Annotated in this window: 17 protein-coding genes and 1 tRNA gene; 15 read left to right on the plus strand and 3 right to left on the minus strand. The window is 30.4% G+C overall.

Features of this window, described 5'->3' with window-relative positions; genetic code table 11:
* Nucleotides 1–22: 22 nt before the first annotated feature.
* Nucleotides 23–427, minus strand: a complete 405-nt coding sequence (locus tag KQI89_RS11770; protein WP_216457223.1) for a GNAT family N-acetyltransferase — start codon at nucleotides 425–427, stop codon at nucleotides 23–25.
* A 496-nt stretch (nucleotides 428–923) separates the two neighbouring features.
* Between KQI89_RS11770 and KQI89_RS11775 the strand changes: the two genes are divergently transcribed.
* The 6 genes from KQI89_RS11775 to KQI89_RS11800 all read left to right on the plus strand — a co-directional run bounded on the left by KQI89_RS11775 (nucleotide 924) and on the right by KQI89_RS11800 (nucleotide 7,796).
* A complete protein-coding gene (locus tag KQI89_RS11775; RefSeq protein ID WP_216457224.1) occupies nucleotides 924–1,559 on the plus strand; it encodes an NAD(P)-dependent oxidoreductase in 636 nt (211 codons plus the stop codon).
* A gap of 19 nt (nucleotides 1,560–1,578) precedes the next feature.
* Entirely contained in the window at nucleotides 1,579–2,211 is a 633-nt protein-coding gene (locus KQI89_RS11780) for a DsbA family protein (protein WP_216457225.1), read from the plus strand.
* Nucleotides 2,212–2,518: 307 nt separating this feature from the next.
* Complete coding sequence (locus KQI89_RS11785) at nucleotides 2,519–4,264, plus strand: ABC transporter ATP-binding protein (RefSeq protein ID WP_216457226.1); 1,746 nt, start codon at nucleotides 2,519–2,521, stop codon at nucleotides 4,262–4,264.
* Nucleotides 4,265–4,280: 16 nt separating this feature from the next.
* Nucleotides 4,281–5,063 (plus strand): TrmB family transcriptional regulator, encoded by a 783-nt coding sequence (locus tag KQI89_RS11790; protein ID WP_216457227.1) that lies wholly within the window; start codon nucleotides 4,281–4,283, stop codon nucleotides 5,061–5,063.
* Nucleotides 5,064–5,447: 384 nt separating this feature from the next.
* Nucleotides 5,448–6,875 (plus strand): Na+/H+ antiporter NhaC, encoded by a 1,428-nt coding sequence (gene nhaC / locus KQI89_RS11795; RefSeq protein WP_216457228.1) that lies wholly within the window; start codon nucleotides 5,448–5,450, stop codon nucleotides 6,873–6,875.
* A gap of 42 nt (nucleotides 6,876–6,917) precedes the next feature.
* A complete protein-coding gene (locus KQI89_RS11800; protein ID WP_216457229.1) occupies nucleotides 6,918–7,796 on the plus strand; it encodes an MBL fold metallo-hydrolase in 879 nt (292 codons plus the stop codon).
* A gap of 135 nt (nucleotides 7,797–7,931) precedes the next feature.
* Here the strand turns inward: KQI89_RS11800 and KQI89_RS11805 are convergent, their stop codons facing one another.
* Nucleotides 7,932–9,278: a [Fe-Fe] hydrogenase large subunit C-terminal domain-containing protein gene (locus KQI89_RS11805; RefSeq protein ID WP_216457230.1), complete on the minus strand. Its 1,347-nt coding sequence runs from the start codon at nucleotides 9,276–9,278 to the stop codon at nucleotides 7,932–7,934.
* Nucleotides 9,279–9,580: 302 nt separating this feature from the next.
* Here KQI89_RS11805 and KQI89_RS11810 point away from each other — a divergent pair, with 302 nt between their 5' ends.
* The 3 genes from KQI89_RS11810 (at nucleotide 9,581) to KQI89_RS11820 (ending at nucleotide 12,290) form a co-directional block, all read left to right on the plus strand.
* Nucleotides 9,581–9,721: a hypothetical protein gene (locus KQI89_RS11810; protein WP_216457231.1), complete on the plus strand. Its 141-nt coding sequence runs from the start codon at nucleotides 9,581–9,583 to the stop codon at nucleotides 9,719–9,721.
* Between the two features lie 266 nt (nucleotides 9,722–9,987).
* A complete protein-coding gene (locus tag KQI89_RS11815; RefSeq protein WP_216457232.1) occupies nucleotides 9,988–11,031 on the plus strand; it encodes an N-acetylmuramoyl-L-alanine amidase family protein in 1,044 nt (347 codons plus the stop codon).
* Between the two features lie 464 nt (nucleotides 11,032–11,495).
* Complete coding sequence (locus KQI89_RS11820) at nucleotides 11,496–12,290, plus strand: hypothetical protein (protein ID WP_216457233.1); 795 nt, start codon at nucleotides 11,496–11,498, stop codon at nucleotides 12,288–12,290.
* Between the two features lie 594 nt (nucleotides 12,291–12,884).
* On the opposite strand, the gene KQI89_RS11825 is transcribed toward KQI89_RS11820, so the two are convergent.
* Nucleotides 12,885–12,960 (minus strand) — tRNA-Pro (locus KQI89_RS11825).
* Nucleotides 12,961–13,091: 131 nt separating this feature from the next.
* On the opposite strand from KQI89_RS11825, the gene KQI89_RS11830 reads away from it, so the two are divergent.
* From KQI89_RS11830 to manZ, 6 genes are all read left to right on the plus strand, one after another.
* Nucleotides 13,092–13,391 (plus strand): hypothetical protein, encoded by a 300-nt coding sequence (locus tag KQI89_RS11830; RefSeq protein WP_032122677.1) that lies wholly within the window; start codon nucleotides 13,092–13,094, stop codon nucleotides 13,389–13,391.
* A 124-nt stretch (nucleotides 13,392–13,515) separates the two neighbouring features.
* On the plus strand, nucleotides 13,516–16,314 hold the full coding sequence (locus KQI89_RS11835; RefSeq protein WP_216457234.1) for a sigma-54-dependent transcriptional regulator: 2,799 nt from the start codon (nucleotides 13,516–13,518) through the stop codon (nucleotides 16,312–16,314).
* A 457-nt stretch (nucleotides 16,315–16,771) separates the two neighbouring features.
* Nucleotides 16,772–17,191, plus strand: coding sequence for a mannose/fructose/sorbose PTS transporter subunit IIA (locus KQI89_RS11840; protein WP_032122675.1), 420 nt, complete (start codon nucleotides 16,772–16,774; stop codon nucleotides 17,189–17,191).
* Between the two features lie 7 nt (nucleotides 17,192–17,198).
* Entirely contained in the window at nucleotides 17,199–17,672 is a 474-nt protein-coding gene (locus KQI89_RS11845; RefSeq protein ID WP_216457450.1) for a mannose/fructose/sorbose PTS transporter subunit IIB, read from the plus strand.
* Nucleotides 17,673–17,807: 135 nt separating this feature from the next.
* The gene (locus tag KQI89_RS11850; protein WP_216457235.1) at nucleotides 17,808–18,584 is read left to right on the plus strand and encodes a PTS mannose/fructose/sorbose transporter subunit IIC; all 777 of its coding nucleotides are present in this window, start codon (nucleotides 17,808–17,810) and stop codon (nucleotides 18,582–18,584) included.
* A gap of 15 nt (nucleotides 18,585–18,599) precedes the next feature.
* The gene (gene manZ, locus KQI89_RS11855) at nucleotides 18,600–19,421 is read left to right on the plus strand and encodes a PTS mannose transporter subunit IID (RefSeq protein ID WP_032122673.1); all 822 of its coding nucleotides are present in this window, start codon (nucleotides 18,600–18,602) and stop codon (nucleotides 19,419–19,421) included.
* Nucleotides 19,422–19,630 lie beyond the last annotated feature (209 nt).

Raw genomic sequence — 19,630 nt, forward strand, 5'->3', positions numbered from 1 at the left:
AATAAATTAGATAATACTAGTTTTAATATCTTTTTGCCATGCCAACAGACCCTGGTGCTGAATAATCAAAGCCAAACTTTTTATATAATTTATCAGCTGGAACATCAGCAATTAAACTTACATAAGAACTTTTTGGTGCGTGATTATCTAGATATTTGTTTATTTCCGACATAATTAAATGACCAAATCCGTTACCCTGATAAGGAGGGGCCACAGCGATATCTACAATATGATACATACATCCTCCATCTCCTATAATTCTTCCCATACCAATTAATTTATCAGAATCTCTTAAGGTAATCATAAAAATAGAATTTCTTAATCCTATTTCTGATGCGGTCTCATCCTTAGGACTCAACCCTGAGATTATCCTTAAATTATTATATTCTTTTGCATTTGGAATTTCATATGAAAGATCTATATTCAAGTTAAATCGCCTTCCTCTCTTTTCTTTTCCTGCTAATATTATACTGATTAATCCATAAAAATAAAAGGACTAAGCCTTAAAATCCATAGGTATTTGGTATATGTTGGATTACCTATTATATAAGCAGAGTTATTGCCTTTAGAGGGAATTTTACCCCCCCTTAAAGCTTAATATTAAAATTTTTTTTAATAAGCTCTTGACATTTTCTCTAGTTGTAACTATAATGATTACAACAAGAGAAATTAAGCATGAAAGTGAGTAGTATATTCTCTGTAGCATTTCACATACTATTAATAGCATCTATAAAAGATACAGGTATATGCATGGAAGTAGATTAATATCATCTATAAAAAACATGGGTATATACGTTTAAAATTTTAATATTGATGTAACTAATGTGGTTACTAGAGAAAAGTTGTTATTTTTTTATGCTTGTTGTAACTGTAGTGGTTATAACAAAACTATTAGTAAATTTAAATTGAAAGGATGATTATTTATGAAAATAGCATTAATTGGAGCAAACGGAAATGTAGGAAAGGTTATTTTAAAGGAAGCACTATTAAGAGGGCATGAAGTTACAGGGATAGTTCATGATATATCAAAAGTTGAAAGTAAAGAAGATAATGTAAAATTTATTGAAGAGGATATCTTTAATGAAGAAGGACTATTGGAAGCTATAAAAGGAAATGATATAGTTATTAGCGCCTTTGGACCAAAGCACGGTGATGAAAAGAGTTTAGTAGAAGCTACTAAAAGTTTAATAAGTACAGTGAAAAAAGCAGGAGTACCTCGTCTTTTATCAATGGGAGGGGCTGGAAGTCTTCTTGTAGAGGGAGATATTAAATTAGTTGAAACAAAAGAGTTCCCTTCAGATTGGAAGCCAATTGCATTAGCTCACGGTGAGGCACTAGAACAGTACAAACAGGAAAAAGATCTTAATTGGACAAATTTAAGCCCAGCAGCACTTATTGAACCAGGAAAAAGAACAGGGGTTTATCGCACTGCTGAAGATCACTTAGTAGTAAATGAAGAGGGTGTTAGCCGTATTTCATTTGAAGATTTTGCATTTGCTATGTTAGATGAGGTTGAAAAACCTAAGTTTTCTAGAAGAAGATTTACAGTAGCATATTAATTTAATTAGGAGGAAAAAAATGAAAACAAAAATATATTATGTTATGGATACCATGTGTGGATGGTGCTATGGTTTTAGTGATGTTATAACAAAAATACAAGAAAAGTACAAGGATCTTTATGATTTTAGTATTTTACCTGGAGGAATGTGGGTAGGTGATAATGCTAAGGTTATGAATGCTAGTTTAGGTAATTATATAAAAGAGCACAACAAGAGAATAGAACAATTAACTGGAAGAAAGTTTGGAAAAGGATATAATAAAAATATATTAGAAAATGCTGATATAGTCTTAGATAGTTTTCCAGGGGCAAAAGCAGTAGCTTTAATTCAAAGATTAAAAAAAGATGAGGCTTTTAGCTTTCTTAAGAAAATTCAAGAAGCTCTTTTTGTAGAAGGAAAAGACACTAATAGTTTAGAAACATACATTGAAATAGCTGAAGGTTTTGGCATATCTAAAGAAGAGTTTGAAAAAGAATTTGTCTCAGAAGACTTAGCTAAAGAAACTTTTAAATACTTTAATATGGTTCATGATTTAGGGGCAGCAAGTTTTCCAACAGTTATTGCAGTAGAAGGAGATAAAGGAAAGGTAATAGCTAAGGGCTATGCTAATTTTGAAGAGCTAGATGAAGTTTTATCCTCTTTAAATTTTTAGAAACAAAGGAATAAGTTTTGTTGTGATTCACTATTAAAAACACTCTATAAGTATCCTGGGATGCCTATAGAGTGTTTTTATTGCACTTAATTGTTACAACCCTTAGGTAATTGAAAATATTATATTATTTCACACTAATATAAATGCATTCTTTATCTATAACGTCTAATTAACAGTAAAATCTTACAAGATAAAGCTTGACAATATAAGAATTAGAGAATATAGTAGTATTTATTAATACTACTATATTATTTTTAGATTTAAATAAGTAGATTAGTAAGTAGAAAAAATAAAGGATGTGAAAAAAATGAAACAATCATCTAAAATTAATGTTTATAACATGTTACTCTTTGTTTTTAAACGGGTGACCAAGCAGTGGTCTTATCTAATTATTAGTATTTTGGCACTAATCATGACAGCAGGTTTACAGTTTGGAATTCCACAAATTACACAGCGAATTATTGATGATGTTATTCCTAATCAGGATCAAAATCAGTTATTATGGCAGTTAGCTTTGCTATTATTAATGGCATTAGCATTAAATATATTGAATTATTTATCAACGTATTTAATTAGTTTAGTCAGTCAAACAGCAATTGTCGATTTGAGAGTAGATCTTTATGAGCATACCTTAAAACAGGATTTTTCTTTCTTTGAAGCTCAGAAAACAGGTGATTTGATGACCAGATTTACCAGTGATATTGGCACGATTCAAAACTTGATTTCCCCTAACACTTTGGGATTGATTGGAAATATAATTACTTTTATCTTTGTTTTAAGCTTTATGTTAGTTAAAGATTGGCGTTTAACATTGCTGATTGGTTTAACTTTTCCATTGTTGTTTCTTTTAAATCGGTTCTTCAGTTCACATATTAAAGCAGCTTACAAGAAAGTTCGTGGTTCCACAGCCAGGATTAATAATCAGCTACAAACAAGTCTAACGTCAGTTTTGCTTATTAAAAATTTTGCAACAGAATCATATGAGACGAGCAAATTTCAAGCTGTTAATGAAGAGAATAAAGAAAATTTAATTAAAGCAAGTAAGCTACAAGCCTTATTTTCTCCAACCATTGATATGATTAATTACTTGGGGATGGCTTTGGTTTTAGGGTATGGTTCCTTTATGGTTATGAAGGGAAACCTAAGTGTGGGAGAAGTTGTTTCTTACTTAGCCTATTTAAAACTATTGCAAAATCCAATGCGTGCTTTTAGTCAAATGGTCAGTAGGTTACAGCAAGCACTGGTTTCTTATGAACGAATTACAGAAGTTTTTATGATTTCACCACAAATTGTTGATAAGCCAAAAGTAGTTGATTTTCCAGTGATGAATCAAGGGATTTCTATTAAATCAGTTCATTTTGGATATGAAGAAATGCAAGAAGTGTTAAAAGATATCTCATTTGAATTGCCTTATGGTAAAGTGACGGCTTTGATCGGATCCTCTGGGTCAGGTAAAACCACGGTTACCAGGCTTCTAACTAGATTGTATGACCCCACAAAAGGTGATATATTAGTAGATGGGAAAGAACTTAAATCCTATGGGATACAATCCCTACGTCAAAATATTGGTATTGTTACCCAAGATATCGAGATAATTGATGGTACTATAAAGGAAAACATACTTTATGGCTCTCCTTATGCAACAGAAGATGAACTCTTAAGTGCTGCTAGAGGTGCAAATATTTTAAAATTTATTGAAAGTTTACCTAACAAATTCGAAACGAAAGTCGGTGAGCGTGGGATTAAGTTATCCGGTGGGCAAAAACAACGGATAGCTATTGCCAGGGTGTTCTTAAAGAATGCTCCACTACTTATTTTAGATGAGGCCACAGCGGCTTTAGATAATGAGTCTGAACGTCATATCCAAGGTGCTTTAGAAGCCTTGATGAAAGACCGAACTTCCTTGGTAATAGCCCATCGTTTATCCACCATTCATCATGCTGATAATATTTTAGTCATGGAGTCTGGTAGCATTGTTGAGTCTGGAAATCATCAAGAATTAATAGCTAGTTCAGGTCGTTATAAGGAATTATATCAGGCGCAATTTGATTAGAAAGGAAGGATTTTTTATGATTGAAGAGTTAAAAAAGATAGGGTTAACTGAGTTAGAGGGGAAATGTTATCTCTCTTTATATGAAAATCCAAATCAAACTGGTTATGAGGTAGCTAAAAACATCTCATCATCCCGTTCTAATGTTTATGCAGCATTGAACTCCCTCTATAAAAAAGGAGCTTGCCAGGTTATGGAGGGGAAGAATACTACTTATTCAGCTGTATCCGTTGAAGAGTTGTTATCTAAATTACGTTTAGAGTTCAAACAATCCGCCACCCTTCTTCAACGTGAATTAAAGAAAAAAGAAAGAAGTACTTATGATTTTTATAATACGCAAGGCATTGAACCAATACAATCAGTTATTAAAAGAAGTATCGCTCATGCGAAAAAAAGTGTATTAGCGGATATTTGGCCTCAAGACATGCCATTATTTTTACCTTTATTAGAACAGGCAGAAAGCAAAGGGCTGGAAGTTGTTCTAGTTACCTTTGAACCAGTGGAGACAACTTTGAAAAATATTTTTGTGGATTTAAAATCAGGTGGAAATGAAGAAAATGAAATTAGTGACTTCTCTCTATTATTTGATCAGGAGAAAGCAATTATTGGAAGTTTGGATGATAGGTTGATTCCATCAGCTGTGGAAACCAAACATCCAGCTATAATTCAAAAAGTTTTATCCGCTTTCCATCACGATTTGGTAATGAATCAACTTAATAAAGATTTTGGTTCTGAATTTATCGCTAAATATGGGAAAAATTTCGAGAAAATTTTTGAAGCCACTCAGACAAAAATTAAGTGATTCGAAGGGGTCTTTAGCTGGAACATCTTTATGATAGATACATCAATGCTAGTAAAAATCTACTCTAATATTATATATAATGTAAAATATTAGAGTAGATTTTTTTATTGACAACAAAATTTAAATGGTGTATTATTTAAAATCAAACAGTAGTTTTTAGTAGGATGGTAGTATTTGTAGTGAATTAATTATTGGCTTGTAGTATAGTAGTATGGTGATTTTGTACAGTTAAAAGTATATTTCGTAGTATAAATTTAATATAAAAATTAGTAATTATTATGCTTTAATTAACTTAAAGTATCTTATGTTTAACACTCAAGTCTATCATTCATAGAAATCATTCTACAAGAACCTGCTAATTAAAAAATATAGGAGGATGATTTTATGAATAATCAAAAAAAACCAAATCTATTTTTGGCATTATTGCCTATAATATCTCTTATTCTTATAGCCTTACCTTCAGCAATTAAGTGGAAATCTGGAATGAACGTTCCAATTATATTCGCTATAATTATTAGCTGCCTTGTGGGAAAGTATATTGGAATTTCTCTAGATGATATGGAAAAATCACTTATGAAAGGTGCTTCTAGAGCAATGTCAGCAGTATTTATTTTAATAATAGTTGGAAGTATTATTGGTTTATTTATAGTAAGTGGGGTTATACCAACTTTAACTTACTATGGGCTAAATCTAATAACTCCAAAGCTCTTTCTACCTTCAGCTGCATTAGTTACAGCTATAATAGCTACGGCCACGGGCACTTCTTTTAATTCTATTGCAACCATTGGTCTTGCTTTAATGGCAGTAGGTACTGCTATGGGATTTCCAGCTCATATAGTTGCTGGGGCAGTTCTTTCTGGTGCTTACTTTGGAGATAAAATATCCCCACTTTCAGATACCACAACTGTAGCCTCATCAATGTCTGGATGTAATATATTTGAACATGTATTTCATATGATGGCAAGTTCTCTAATAGCCTTATTTGCTTCTATAATAATGTACTATTTTATAGGAATAAACTTTATTTCTACTATTAATACAGATTGGAGTACAATAGAGCAATTATCTAATGGGATAATTAATAACTTCAATATAAATCCAATTTTAATATTAATACCTTTGCTGGGAATGGTTTTTGCTCTAAAAAAAATACCAACTATCCCATCACTTTTGGTTACAGCAATTATAAGTGGAATCTTTGCAATTATACTTCAAGGTTCTCATATCACTGAGTTGTTTAAAATCGCAACCTTTGGATATCAAAGCAATACAGGAATAAAAATGCTTGATAGCCTTTTATCTAGAGGAGGAATTAATTCCATGGGAGGAACCATAATATTATTAATTCTTGCTTCTGCATTAGGTGGAATATTGGAAGAGATAGGGTCACTAGAAAGTATTTTAGATTCCATAAAGAAGGTAGTTCATTCTAATAGAGGTATATTGATGTCTACAATATTTAGTGGACTATTTATAAGTTTTGCAACAGGTGCACAAATTCTAGCTATAATGATACCTGCAAGAATGTTTTCAAATGTATTTAAAGAAAAGGGACTTCATACTAAAAATTTATCTAGAATAGTTGAGACTGTAGGTACTGTAGGAATAATATTAGTACCTTGGAGTGTTCATGCTATCTTTGCTTCTAGTATTTTAGGTGTAGAGCCTTTGAAGTTTATACCATTTATATTTTTTGCCTTTATAGATCTTTTAATAAATATAATTCTAGGTTTTACTGGAATTAATATAGCTAAAATAGATAAATTAGAAGAAGCTTATAAACAAGAAAAAGTATCAGTGAATGCTATTTAAACTTAATATAGAAATAATTTTTATATAATTGGAGGAGTATATATGAATAATAAAACTAAATTAGTATTGCTTGGAACAGGAACTCCTAATGCAGATCCAGATCGTTCAGGAGCTTCAGTTGCAATAGTTGTAGGAGATAATGCTTATATTATAGATTTTGGACCTGGTGTGGTAAGGCAAGCTGCTAAAGCTTATAGAAAAGGAGTTCATGCTCTTATAGCTAAAAATTTAAAAGTAGCCTTTTTAACACATTTACATTCAGATCATACAACAGGATACCCAGATCTTATATTTACTCCTTGGGTACTAGACAGAGAAGAACCACTTAAAGTTTTTGGACCTAAAGGATTAAAATCAATGACAGAACATATAGTGGCTGCTTATAAAATGGATATAGATGAAAGAGTTTATGGGTTAGAGCCTTCTAACAAAAATGGATGGAAGGTTGATGTTACAGAAATAGAGCCAGGGGTTGTATTTAAGGATGAAAAGGTAACAGTGGAAGCCTTCAAAGTAAAACATGGGTCTTTTGAAGCCTATGCTTATAAATTCCATACACCAGATAAAACTATTGTAATATCTGGAGATACAGCGCCATTAGACATTATGGTAGATATAGCTAAAGATTGTGATATACTAGTTCATGAAGTTTACCATTCTGAAGGATTTAAATCAAGATCTGAGGAGTGGAAAAAATATCATAGTTCTGTTCACACATCTTCTTATGAATTAGGAGAAATAGCAGAGAAAGCTAAACCTAAATTATTGGTTCTATATCACCAACTTTACATGATGAACATGCAAAGTGAAGATAAAAATCTATTAAATGAAATAGAGTTAAGAGATAAAGAATTAGTAAAAGAAGTTAAGAGTAAGTTTTCAGGAAATGTAATTTCGGGAAAAGATCTAGACATATTTTAAATCTTTATAACTTAGGATATTAAAAGGGGTAAGTCAAGTTAAATAGAGTAAATTTTGAAAAACCTTTAAAATTTACTCTTGATAAGTCAAGTTACCCCTTTTAATTTTGTCCCATAAAAACATCAAGTGATTATTTTAAAAATGCCTTTCAAAGATATGTATCTTTTCTTCATCTTTAAAGTCTTCTCTAGAAGTTATATTAATTCTGGCTAATATTTGATCCATTATTTCACTATGTGTTGCTACTTTAATAGCTGAGTCTTCGGCAAAATCATCTACAAATTTCTTTCCTTCTTCTCTAGGGATTAGGGCTTTAGGACCTCCAACACATCCACCTATACAGCCCATACCTTCTATGAAGTTAGCTTTTATACTTCCATTTTGAGCAGATTCAAGAATAGCCTTACACTCTTTAACTCCATTGGCCTGAACTGCAGTTAGAAGGTTATATTTTTCAGGGAACATATCTTTTACTGCATCGGATACTGCTTTAGAAACACCACCAGTTCTTGCATATAGCCTTCCCCCCTTTGATGCATATTCTATAGAAGGAACTCCTGTAAGCTCTGATGGGTTTATTTCTAAAACTTCAAATATATCACGAAGCTCTTGGAAAGTTAGTACATAATCAATATCTCCTATAAGGTCTTTTTCTTTGGCCTCTGCCTTTTTAGCTATACAAGGTCCTATAAATACTACCTTGCAATCTTTATTTAAAGCTTTTAGAACCCTACCAGCAGCAATCATTGGAGATACTGAAGGGGAAACGTGTTTTACAAGGTCAGAATAAACTCTTTTAAGCATTCCTACCCACATAGGACAGCAACAGGAAGTTATCATTAGATCCTTTTCACTTTTAACATGAGAATCAAACTCTACAGATTCCTTTAAGGTAAGCATATCTGCAAAGAAAGCAACTTCCACCATGTCTTTAAAACCTATTTTCATAAAAGCAGCTCTAAGTTGATCCATGGTTACATCGGAACCAAATTGGCCAGAAATAGCAGGGGCAACAGCTGCAATAACAGGTTTTTCTGATTTTAAAAGTTCTAATACAGGCATAAATTCTACTCTATCTACAAGTCTTCCACTTTCGCAAGCCACTACGCAAAGACCGCAATCAGCACAGGCTTCTATATCTATATATGTAGTTCCTTTAATGGGGTCTAATAATATTGCGTTAAATGGACATGCACTTTGACAGGCAGTGGTTTTTCCATCTGAAGAGCATTTCATAGAGCAATCTGATAATTTTTGAACCACTCTATTTTGAGCTTGATAAGCTGTAATTGCTTTCTTTAAGTTTGTTATAAAATCTTTACTATATTCTACTGTTACCCCACATAAATTAGAGATAACTTTTGCCATTTCCTCTTTTTTATAGCCCTCTTTTGATAAAAGGTTATCTACCTCATCTTCAAAGGTATCGTTGTAATAGGCTTTTACCAAAGATTTAAATAAATCCTCGTATTTTTTATGCATATAAATCCTCCTTTTTAATTAGTTATTGAACTATGGAGCTCATGATATTTTTGTCATAATTTATATCATGACTACTGGCTCTAATACTTCCATCTTATTCAAAGTGGGAATAAAAAGCAGCTAAGTCCCTGGATAAGGATTTTTAAGCTTTAGAGAGGGTAAAACTCCCTCTAAAGGCAAGAATTATGTTTATAAAATTATTATATCAATCTTACTTATTGTAGAAAATACTTAAGTGCATAATAATTTTTTTAAGTGAAAAGATAATATTGATAGACTTATCTTAGGAGGTATATTAAAATATGAAGCTATTTATAATTAGTACTTCTATATTATTATTTTCATTTATATTTATTTTAATCATGGCTTTATGTAAGGCAGCATCTAAAACTAGATATTTTGAAGAAATAACCATGGTAAAGAACATTGATCTTAAGGAATAAGTAAGATTTTATGTTTACAAAAAATTAACTAATCCCTTGTAATAGGCTTAAATACTAAGTTTATAAAATGTATATAAAATAAAACTAATGATAAGGTATAAAATATATTATATAATACACCTTGAGTCCATAAATATATATAAATTTTTAATATTTTAACTTTGAGAGCCGATTTTTATTGGCTCTATTTTTTTATTTTTAATTAGTGTCCATAAGTATTTTGGATAATATAATGATACAGAGAACAATTAAAGGAGTAAAAATTTATGCCACGTTTAATATTAGATCCTGGACATGGAGGTTATGACCCTGGTGCTATAGGTCCTACTGGGCTTCAAGAAAAAAATATTTCTTTGGACATAGCTAAAAGGTGCGGAAAAATTTTAAGCTATAATAATATAGATGTAGCTTATACTAGAGAAACTGATATTTACATGGGACTTTCTGAAAGAACAAATTTAGCTAATAAGGATGGTGCTGATTATTTTATTAGTATTCATATAAACAGCGCTGAATCTGCTGAAGCAAATGGAACGGAATCTTTCGCATTATCCATAGGAGGAGAGGGACAAAAATTAGCTGAATGTGTTCAAAAAAGCTTAGTAGAAAATATTACTTTAGCTGACAGGGGAGTTAAATTTGCTAACTTTGCTGTGCTAAGAAAAACTGATATGCCAGCTATGCTGGTAGAGGTTTGCTTTATTAGTAATCCTCTAGAAGAAGTTTTATTAAGATCAAGTCTTTTCCTAGATAAGGTTGCAGAAGGTATAGCTAAAGGATTTTTAAATTTTATAGGTCAAGAGTTTAGGAGTAAAAATTCTAATGTAGAGAGTAATAAACAAAATAATGATAACAACCCTAAAAATATTCCAGAAAGTCCAACAGTTAATTTAAGACAGGGTATTCAATGGACTAAGGATGATGGAAAAAATGAACTGCCATTTTTTATGGAAGATGAAGAAAATAAGAAAACTGCAGAGAGAGAAGAGGAAAAGTCAGAGGATTTCAAAATATCACAAGATACAGAAAAGGTAGAGGAGAACAAAGAAGAAAAAATTATAATTGAAGATAAAATAATAAAAGATCTTAGATATTTTCAAGAGAAACTTCAAAGTTTAGAAACGGAATTTGATGCAATAAGAGATAATTTAGATAAGTATAGGGATAATATATATTTATCATTTAAAGAGCTTTTAGAAGCTGTAGAAGACAGGGATGACTTAAAAGTAGAGCTTAGAGATACAAAGAATGAGTTAGATTTCTATATGTATATACTTAATAATATAAAGGATACAGTAAAAAAAGTATGATTTAAATTAAATCTATGTTATTATTAAAAACCTCTCAATATAAGTTATTTAAAACATTAAAAATAGGGCTGTCTCACTAAAAATTAGTGGGACAGCTTTTTGTCTAAAAAAATAAATCTCTCACTCTGAAGGGTGAAAGATTTATGGTAAAATCAATTTACATTGGACTTATTCCAGATTAAACAAAAATCAAACTACGCCTCGTCAGATGTTGAAATTGTAACTTATTCTTACATGAATCATATTATTTGAAGACAGATAAAGATGCAAAATCTATGAGGATGAAAGATGACACCATGAAAAATGGTTAGTTAAAACTAAGTTACAATGCAGTATATAATTATTAGTGTAAAAATAATAACAGGTTTATTAAATTATACATAATTTACATCATATTGATTTAAAAGGAATAATATGTTAATATGTTAAAAAGACATTTAAAAATAAATATTAGGAGGGGTATTATGAAAAAATCATTAGTAAGAGGTATTGTATCTGGTCTAGCTCTTTGTATTACAATGATTAGTTTTTCTGATGTAAACGTTAAAGCGGATGTTGTTAATGAAAGGTTAAGTTATAACGAAAGTGTTAAACTTCAAAATGGAGCAGAAGTAACAACACTATATTCAGATGATGATATGGTTACGTATTTAGTTAAGGAAGATGGTTATAAATATACAGTTAAGTTTGATGTGTTAAATTATTTAGTTACTTTAAATAATAAAACATATACTTTGAATGATTATCAATCTGCAGCTATTAAAGAAATTGAGATGAAGAATAGTAATGCTAGATCTTTGAATAAACCTAATATAGTTGAAATATTAGATAATTATGAAACTGTAAATAAATTTACTTTAGAAAATGGTGTTTCAAGTAATATAATGTCTTATTCGGATCTTCCAACTACAGGATATGGAGTTGAAAGAAAAGTAGCAACTATGAAGGAAGTTAATTTTACCCTTGGATTAACAACAGCCTTATTAACTGCAGCAGCGGCATTTTTTCTAAAAGGAAATATAGCGGTTACAAAAGTATTTGTTTCTAAAGTTATTAAGGAAGCTATTGCTGCTGGAATAATAGCAGTTGGAGCAGAGTACATTTCTGGAGGAGATGCATATTATGACAAATATCAAGCCCATCATAGTACTTTACCAGCAACAAAAGAAAGAAGAGTGCCTTTTTATAAAAAATATAGCTTTACTTCTTATGGTGACAGCTGGACTCATTACTTTTGGTATGCACAACCTTCTTACTAAATTTCATAATTATTTAATATAAGAATATTTTAAAAATAAGGAATAGATAAGTATGAAGAATATATATAAATATATAAAAATTAAAAATTTATTATGGTTAATATTTCCCGTTTTATTAGGAATTTATCAATCAAAATTAAATAGTATACAAAATATAATTAAATATGAGAAAATAGATATTATGGAAGAAGTACTGAAAGCACTTTTATCAGATATAGCCATATTAAAAGTAATTGGATATATAACTTTTTTTATTACATTACTTATGTATTTTAAGCTTTTTAAGAAATATAATAAAATTTAAAAATAAAAAATAATGGTAATACTATTTGAATTGCCATTATTTTTTTATATATTGAAAAAGGATAGATATATATTCAATTTCAGGTTATATAAATAAATATTGCATTATGTAAAGTAAACTAGTAAATTTAAGATAAATTTGGAGATAATATATTTTAAATATCTTAAAATTATTTGTAAAGTATGTTCAAAGAACCAGAAATTTACCATTAAAATCCCAAAAGGCATATCCTCTTTTACGAGGATATGCCTTTTGTCTACAGTCTGAGACATACTAAAGTATGTCTCTTTTGGTCGGGGTGACAGGGATTGAACCTGCGACCTCATGGTCCCAAACCACGCGCGCTCCCATCTGCGCCACACCCCGTTAACAATAATGATTATAATACATTAATTTTTACAAGTCAACAGTTATTGAGGGGATTTTATTTTTATCTTTGTTTTTTCTTGTGATATAATTTTTATATTACACAACCTTTAGGAAAGATGGTGATTTTTATGAAAGCTACAACGGTAGTAATGCTTGTAGCCAGTATTTGGTTTATAGTATTTGGTATTTTAATCTTAGCAAGTAAAGGCTTCAAGGAAAAAATGGTTCTTTCTATTAAAAATGCTAAAGATAAAGAAGGGTATATAAGATTCAATGCTTTATATAATATAATTATAGGAATTTTGGGTATAATCATAGGTATAGCAAACCAGGTTGTAACCAAGGATAATATAACTCTTATTATTTTTATTGTAGTTATGTTAGGTGCATCTATAATACAAGGAAACATGGGTAAAAAATATAGATAGAAAATTATTAACAGTAAATATGTAAAAGAATATTAATACATAAAGTCTGATACACAAATGATATAATATAATTGTGTATCAGACTTTTTTAAAATTAATCAGTAATAAAAAGGGGGAAAAGTTTATGAAGAGAATTGATAAGATATATCATTGCCTCTTAAAAAAATCTTCTGAATTAAGTAAAAAAGATTTAGAAAAAGAAAAAGGATTTTCCGCCAATGAACTAGCAGAAGAGCTTCATATGTTGAGAAATAACGTAAGTTTAGAGCTAAACAAATTAGTAAGAGAAGAAAAGGTAATAAAAGTAAAAGGAAGACCAGTTCTTTATTTTCCAAAGGAACCTTTGGAAGACTTATTAAAAATATCTTTACCTAAAGGGGCTATAGAGATAGATAGCTATGATGAATTAATGGATAAGAAATTAAAAAAACATGAAGGTGAAGAGAAAAAATCTCCCTTTCACATGATAATAGGTTCAGAAGGTAGCCTTAAAAATCAAATTGAGCAGGCTAAGGCTGCGGTGCTTTATCCACCTAATGGACTTCATACACTTATTTTAGGACCAACAGGAGTAGGTAAAACCCTTTTTGCAAATAAGATGTTTACTTATGCTAAGTTTGTAGGCAAGTTAAAAGAAGATTCTCCTTTTATAGTTTTTAATTGTGCAGACTATTATAATAATCCTCAGCTATTATTATCACAAATTTTTGGCCATGTAAAAGGGGCATTTACAGGAGCTGAAACTGAAAGGGCAGGACTTGTGGAAAAGGCAAATGGAGGAATACTATTTTTAGATGAAGTTCATAGATTACCACCTGAAGGACAAGAGATGATGTTTTACTTTATGGATACAGGTACTTTTAATAAATTAGGAGAGACAGAAAGAAATAGAAGATCTAATGTGCTTATAATATGCGCTACCACTGAGGATCCTAGTTCATCTTTATTAAAGACTTTTATTAGAAGAATTCCTATAGTGATAAATATACCTCCTCTAAATGAGAGACCAGCAAAAGAAAAAATAGATATAATGAGGCATCTTTTAAGTAAAGAAGCTGATAGAGTAAATAAACCTATAAGGATAACTTCAGATGTTATAAAGGCACTTATAGGAAGTGTGTCCTTTGGAAATATTGGACAGCTAAAATCTAACATTCAACTAATATGTGCTACAGGTTTTTTAAATAGTATAAAAAATAAGGATTATGTAGATATAGACTTTAAACTTATTCCATCTAATATAAAGGATGGATACCTTATGTTAGGGAGTAAAAGAGATGAAATGGAACAAATTTCAAAACTTTTAGACTCTAATATAACTATAATGCCTGAAGGGGCAGAAGGGGTAATGGAACAGGATAATTATGAACCCCCTTTTAATCTCTATAAAATTATAGAAGATAAAGCCAGTATTTTAAGGGGAGAGGGAGTAGATGATGAGTATATTCAAAAATTTATTACTACAGATATCAATATTCACCTAAAATCTTTTTATGATAAGGTTAAAACAGATTCTAATAACAGAGATAAATTCACAAAAATAGTAGATGAGGAAATAATAAAATTTGCAGAGGACATAAAGGACATGGCAGAAAAAAAGCTAGGAAAAAGCTACAGTGAAAGATTTATCTATGCCATGAGTTTACATATAAGCGCATTTTTAAAAAGAGTTCAAGATAATGTGGACTTGAAGTATGAAAGTAATATGGAATATGTAATAAAAGAAAATCCAGAGGAATATCAAGTAGCTTTAGATATTAGTAACCTTATAAGAGAAAGATATAATATTGAAGTGCCTGATATGGAGATTATATATTTAACTTTGCTTTTAACTTCAATTAAGGAGACTTCTAAGATAGGGCAAGTTGGTGTAGTGATTGCAGCTCATGGTAGTAGCACTGCTAGCAGCATGGCTAGTGTTGCGGTAAAGTTACTTGGAGAGTATAACGTAATTGCTGTGGATATGCCCTTAGAGGTAAGCCCAAGAGAGATTTTTAAGAAGATATTAGAAGCAGTAAGAGGAATTGACATGGGAAAAGGAGTATTAATTCTTGTAGATATGGGTTCCCTTACACATTTTGAAACAGAAATAATAGAAAAGACAGGAATACAGGTAAGAACTGTAGATATGGTTTCAACTCCTTTAGTATTAGAAGCTGTGAGAAAAGCCAATTTATTTGATATGGATTTAGATAGTATATATGAATCTTTAAAGGTTTTCAAAGGTTATGGAAAGTATGAACAGGTAGAAAATAGGTACTATGATAAGGTTATAGTCACCATATGCTCTACAGGAGAGGGAACAGCAGTAAAATTAAAACAACTAGTAGAAGATATAATAAAGACAATTACAGATGAATATATAAATGTAATTCCTGTAAGCATAAAAAGCCTAAAATATGAAATAAAAAAACTTCAGGACAAATATGATATATTGGCAACCGTTGGAGTAAAAGATCCTAAGATATCCTGTCCGTTTATTTCACTAGAAAAACTTATAGAAGGTAGTGGAGAAGAAAAGTTAAAAGGAATAATAAGAAATAAAAATGTAAATATTATAAGTAATGATACTAAGATAGTAACTAAGGATTTATGTCTAGATAGCTTAAGCCAATTTTTAACCTATTTAAATCCTCAAAAGTTAATAGGAGTATTAATGAGTTTTTCAAAAGAACTAGAAAAAGAATTTAATACACAATTTTCTAATTCTATAATAATAAGATTAGTTATACACACTGGCTGTGCTTTAGAAAGAATGATAATAAATGATGGACTTCAATATAGGGAAGATAAAACTAAAATTAATACAGAAAGAGTAAAAGCTATAAAAAGAGCATCTAAGTTATTTAAAGAAAGTATAAATGTATCCTTTACAGAGGATGAAATATATTATATAGCTGAGATGTTTGAAGATATTAATTAAAAGTTTCTAAAATAATGCACTAGAGCACCTTAATAATTATTTTTAATACACTAAAATTAATTACATTATAAAACAATAATAATGTATCAAAATATTTATATTGCATATCCCTTAATATAGGCATGCTAATGATTTTAAAGTATTGATTATTAATAATAATATGGCTTAATGAAAAGAATATAAAGATAAAACAAATTAAAAATTATTGTTAAATAATATATGAGTATTAAAGACAAGAGATTTACTTATGATTTATTGAAAAAATAGCTGTAGTATATTAATACACAAAAAAATCATCTAATTACTGTATCAATAAATAAACAATGTGAAAATATTTAATAGGCTTATCCTTTTAAAATTAAGGGGTAGGCCTATTGCTAAAATTCGATACACTAGTTTGGCATGGCAGTTGCTTATATAGATAAATAGAAAAGAAAAAGGAGGATAACATAAAATTATGTTAGGAATAATAATAGGTACTCACGGAAGATTTTCTGAAGAGTTATTAAAGACTTCAGAGATGATATTTGGAAAACAAGAAAATATTGAAACAGTAACCTTTGAACCAGGAGAGGGAAGCGAAGGTTTAGTGGCTAAGTATGAAGCAGCTCTTCAAAAGCTAGATAGAGAAAAGGGTGTATTGTTTTTAGTTGATTTATTCGGAGGAAGTCCCTTTAATGCTGCAAGCAGGATAGCTATAAATAATGAAAATATGGATATATTAACAGGTGTAAACCTTCCAATGTTATTAGAAATTTATGGGTTAAGAGAAACCTTGAGTTTAGAAGATATAGTATCAATAGGTGAAAGTTCAGGAAAAGAAGGAATAAGACAATTTAAATTAGGATTATCTAAGGAAGAAGAGGAGGAATTATAAAATGAGCATGAATATTGTACTTACAAGAATAGATGACAGATTAATACATGGGCAGGTTGCAACCATTTGGGCTAAAGAAACAAAATGTAACAGAATTATAGTAGTAAGTGATGAGGTAGCTAATGACAATTTAAGAAAAACCCTATTAGTTCAAGTAGCGCCTCCAGGAGTTAAGGCTAATGTAATTACTATTGATAAAATGATAGAAATACATAATAACCCTAAATATGAGAGCTTTAAAGCCTTATTATTATTCACAAATCCTACAGATGTATTAAGAGTTGTAGAGGGTGGAGTTGACATAAAGTCTGTAAATATTGGAGGAATGTCCTTTAAGGAAGGTAAAAAGCAAATAACTTCTGCTGTATCAGTGGATGATAAAGACATAGAATCCTTCAAGAAGCTAAATGAAAAAGGTATTGAATTAGAAATTAGAAAAGTATCTTCTGATGCAAAAACAGATTTAATGTCAAAAATTTAAATATAGCTGCAAATAATAACTAAATATAAAAGGTTTTAAACCTTTTATATTTGAAAGATATTAAGAAGCTATGTTTTAAACTGAAAAGGTTTAAGGCATAGCGTAAAATAAAAAATATTAAATGGAGGAAAATATATGCAAATTAATGCTTTTCAAATTATTCTTATTTTCATTGTGGCAAGCATAGCAGGTATTGGTAGTATTCTTGATGAGTTTCAAACCCATAGACCACTTATTGCTTGTACACTTATTGGATTAGTGCTTGGAGACGTTAAAACAGGAATTATATTAGGTGGTACTTTAGAACTTATGGCACTAGGATGGATGAATATCGGAGCAGCTGTGGCTCCAGATGCAGCAATGGCAAGTGTAGTTGCATCCATACTAGTAATAGCTGCAAAGCAAAGTGTTTCAGCAGGTATAGCAATAGCTATTCCTATAGCAGCTGCAGGTCAAGTATTTACTATATTTGCAAGAACACTTACTGTAGGACTTCAACACAGAGCAGATAGATATGCAGAAGAAGGAAATTTAAGAGGTATAGATATATGTCATTTAAGTGGACTTGCAATTCAAGCTCTACGTGTTGCTATCCCAGCTTTAATTGTTTCACTTATAAGCCCTGAGGCTGTAAATCATCTTTTAGCTTCAATACCTGTATACATAACAGAAGGATTAAGAGTTGCTGGTGGATTTATAGTGGTTGTTGGATATGCCATGGTAATAAATATGATGGAAGCCAAATATTTAATGCCATTTTTCTTCTTAGGATTTGTAATAGCAGCCTTTACCCAATTTAACTTAGTAGCTCTAGGTGTTTTAGGTGCAGTTTTTGCTATAGTTTATGTTCAACTAAATCCTAAATATCATGCTGCAGCAGCAGGCAGTGTAGATGATTTAGACGATCTATAAAAGGAGGGGATAAAGATGAATGAAAAGAAGTTAACCCAAAAGGATTTAAGAAGCATGTTTATTCGTTCAAACTTTCATCAAGGGTCTTGGAACTTTGAAAGAATGCAAGCTTTAGGATATTGTTATTCTATGATACCAGTAATAAAAAGACTATATGAGGGAGAGGAAAGAAAAGAAGCTCTTAAAAGACATTTGGAATTTTTTAATACTCACCCCTTTGTTACAGCACCTATACTTGGAGTTACAGCAGCTATGGAAGAAGAAAAGGCTAACGGAGCCCCTATAGATGGAGGTAGTATAAATGGTGTTAAGATAGGACTTATGGGACCTCTTGCAGGAGTTGGAGACCCAATATTTTGGGGAACTTTAAGACCTGTACTAGCGGCTCTTGGTGCATCCCTTGCTATGGGAGGAAGTATATTAGGCCCAATAGTGTTTTTCCTTCTATTTAATGCAATGCGTCTTGGAATAAGATGGGGAGGTATTAAATACGGCTATACTAAAGGAACAGAAATAATATCTGATATGGCAGGAAATAGACTTCAAAAGCTTACGGAAGGAGCATCTATACTAGGATTATTTGTAATGGGTGCACTTGTAGCTAAATGGACTTCATTTAACATACCATTAGAAGTTTCAAGAGTAACCAACCAAGAAGGAAAAGAAATAGTAACTACAGTTCAAAGCATATTAGATTCACTATTACCAGGATTAGTTCCATTATTATTAACATTCCTATGTTCAAAACTATTAAAGAAAAAGATAAATGCAATATGGATAATATTTGGATTATTTCTAATAGGAATATTAGGATACTATTTCGGAATACTAGCTTAAGAACTAAAGGCAGGTTACAAAGTAGTTTAAGTATATGATGAATGTAAAGATTTCTAGACATCAGTTATAAGCATTAGAGAGTCTAGTTATTGGATAAAAGGAGAACCAGAAGGTTCTCCTTTTATTATTTTTTAAGCATACATATCTTATATAATTTTTTAATATTAATTATTTATAAGTTTATTATTTAGTTTATTACTTAGTTTAAG

The organism is Clostridium simiarum (genome assembly GCF_018919175.1).
In the GTDB taxonomy this organism is placed as follows: domain Bacteria; phylum Bacillota; class Clostridia; order Clostridiales; family Clostridiaceae; genus Clostridium_L; species Clostridium_L simiarum.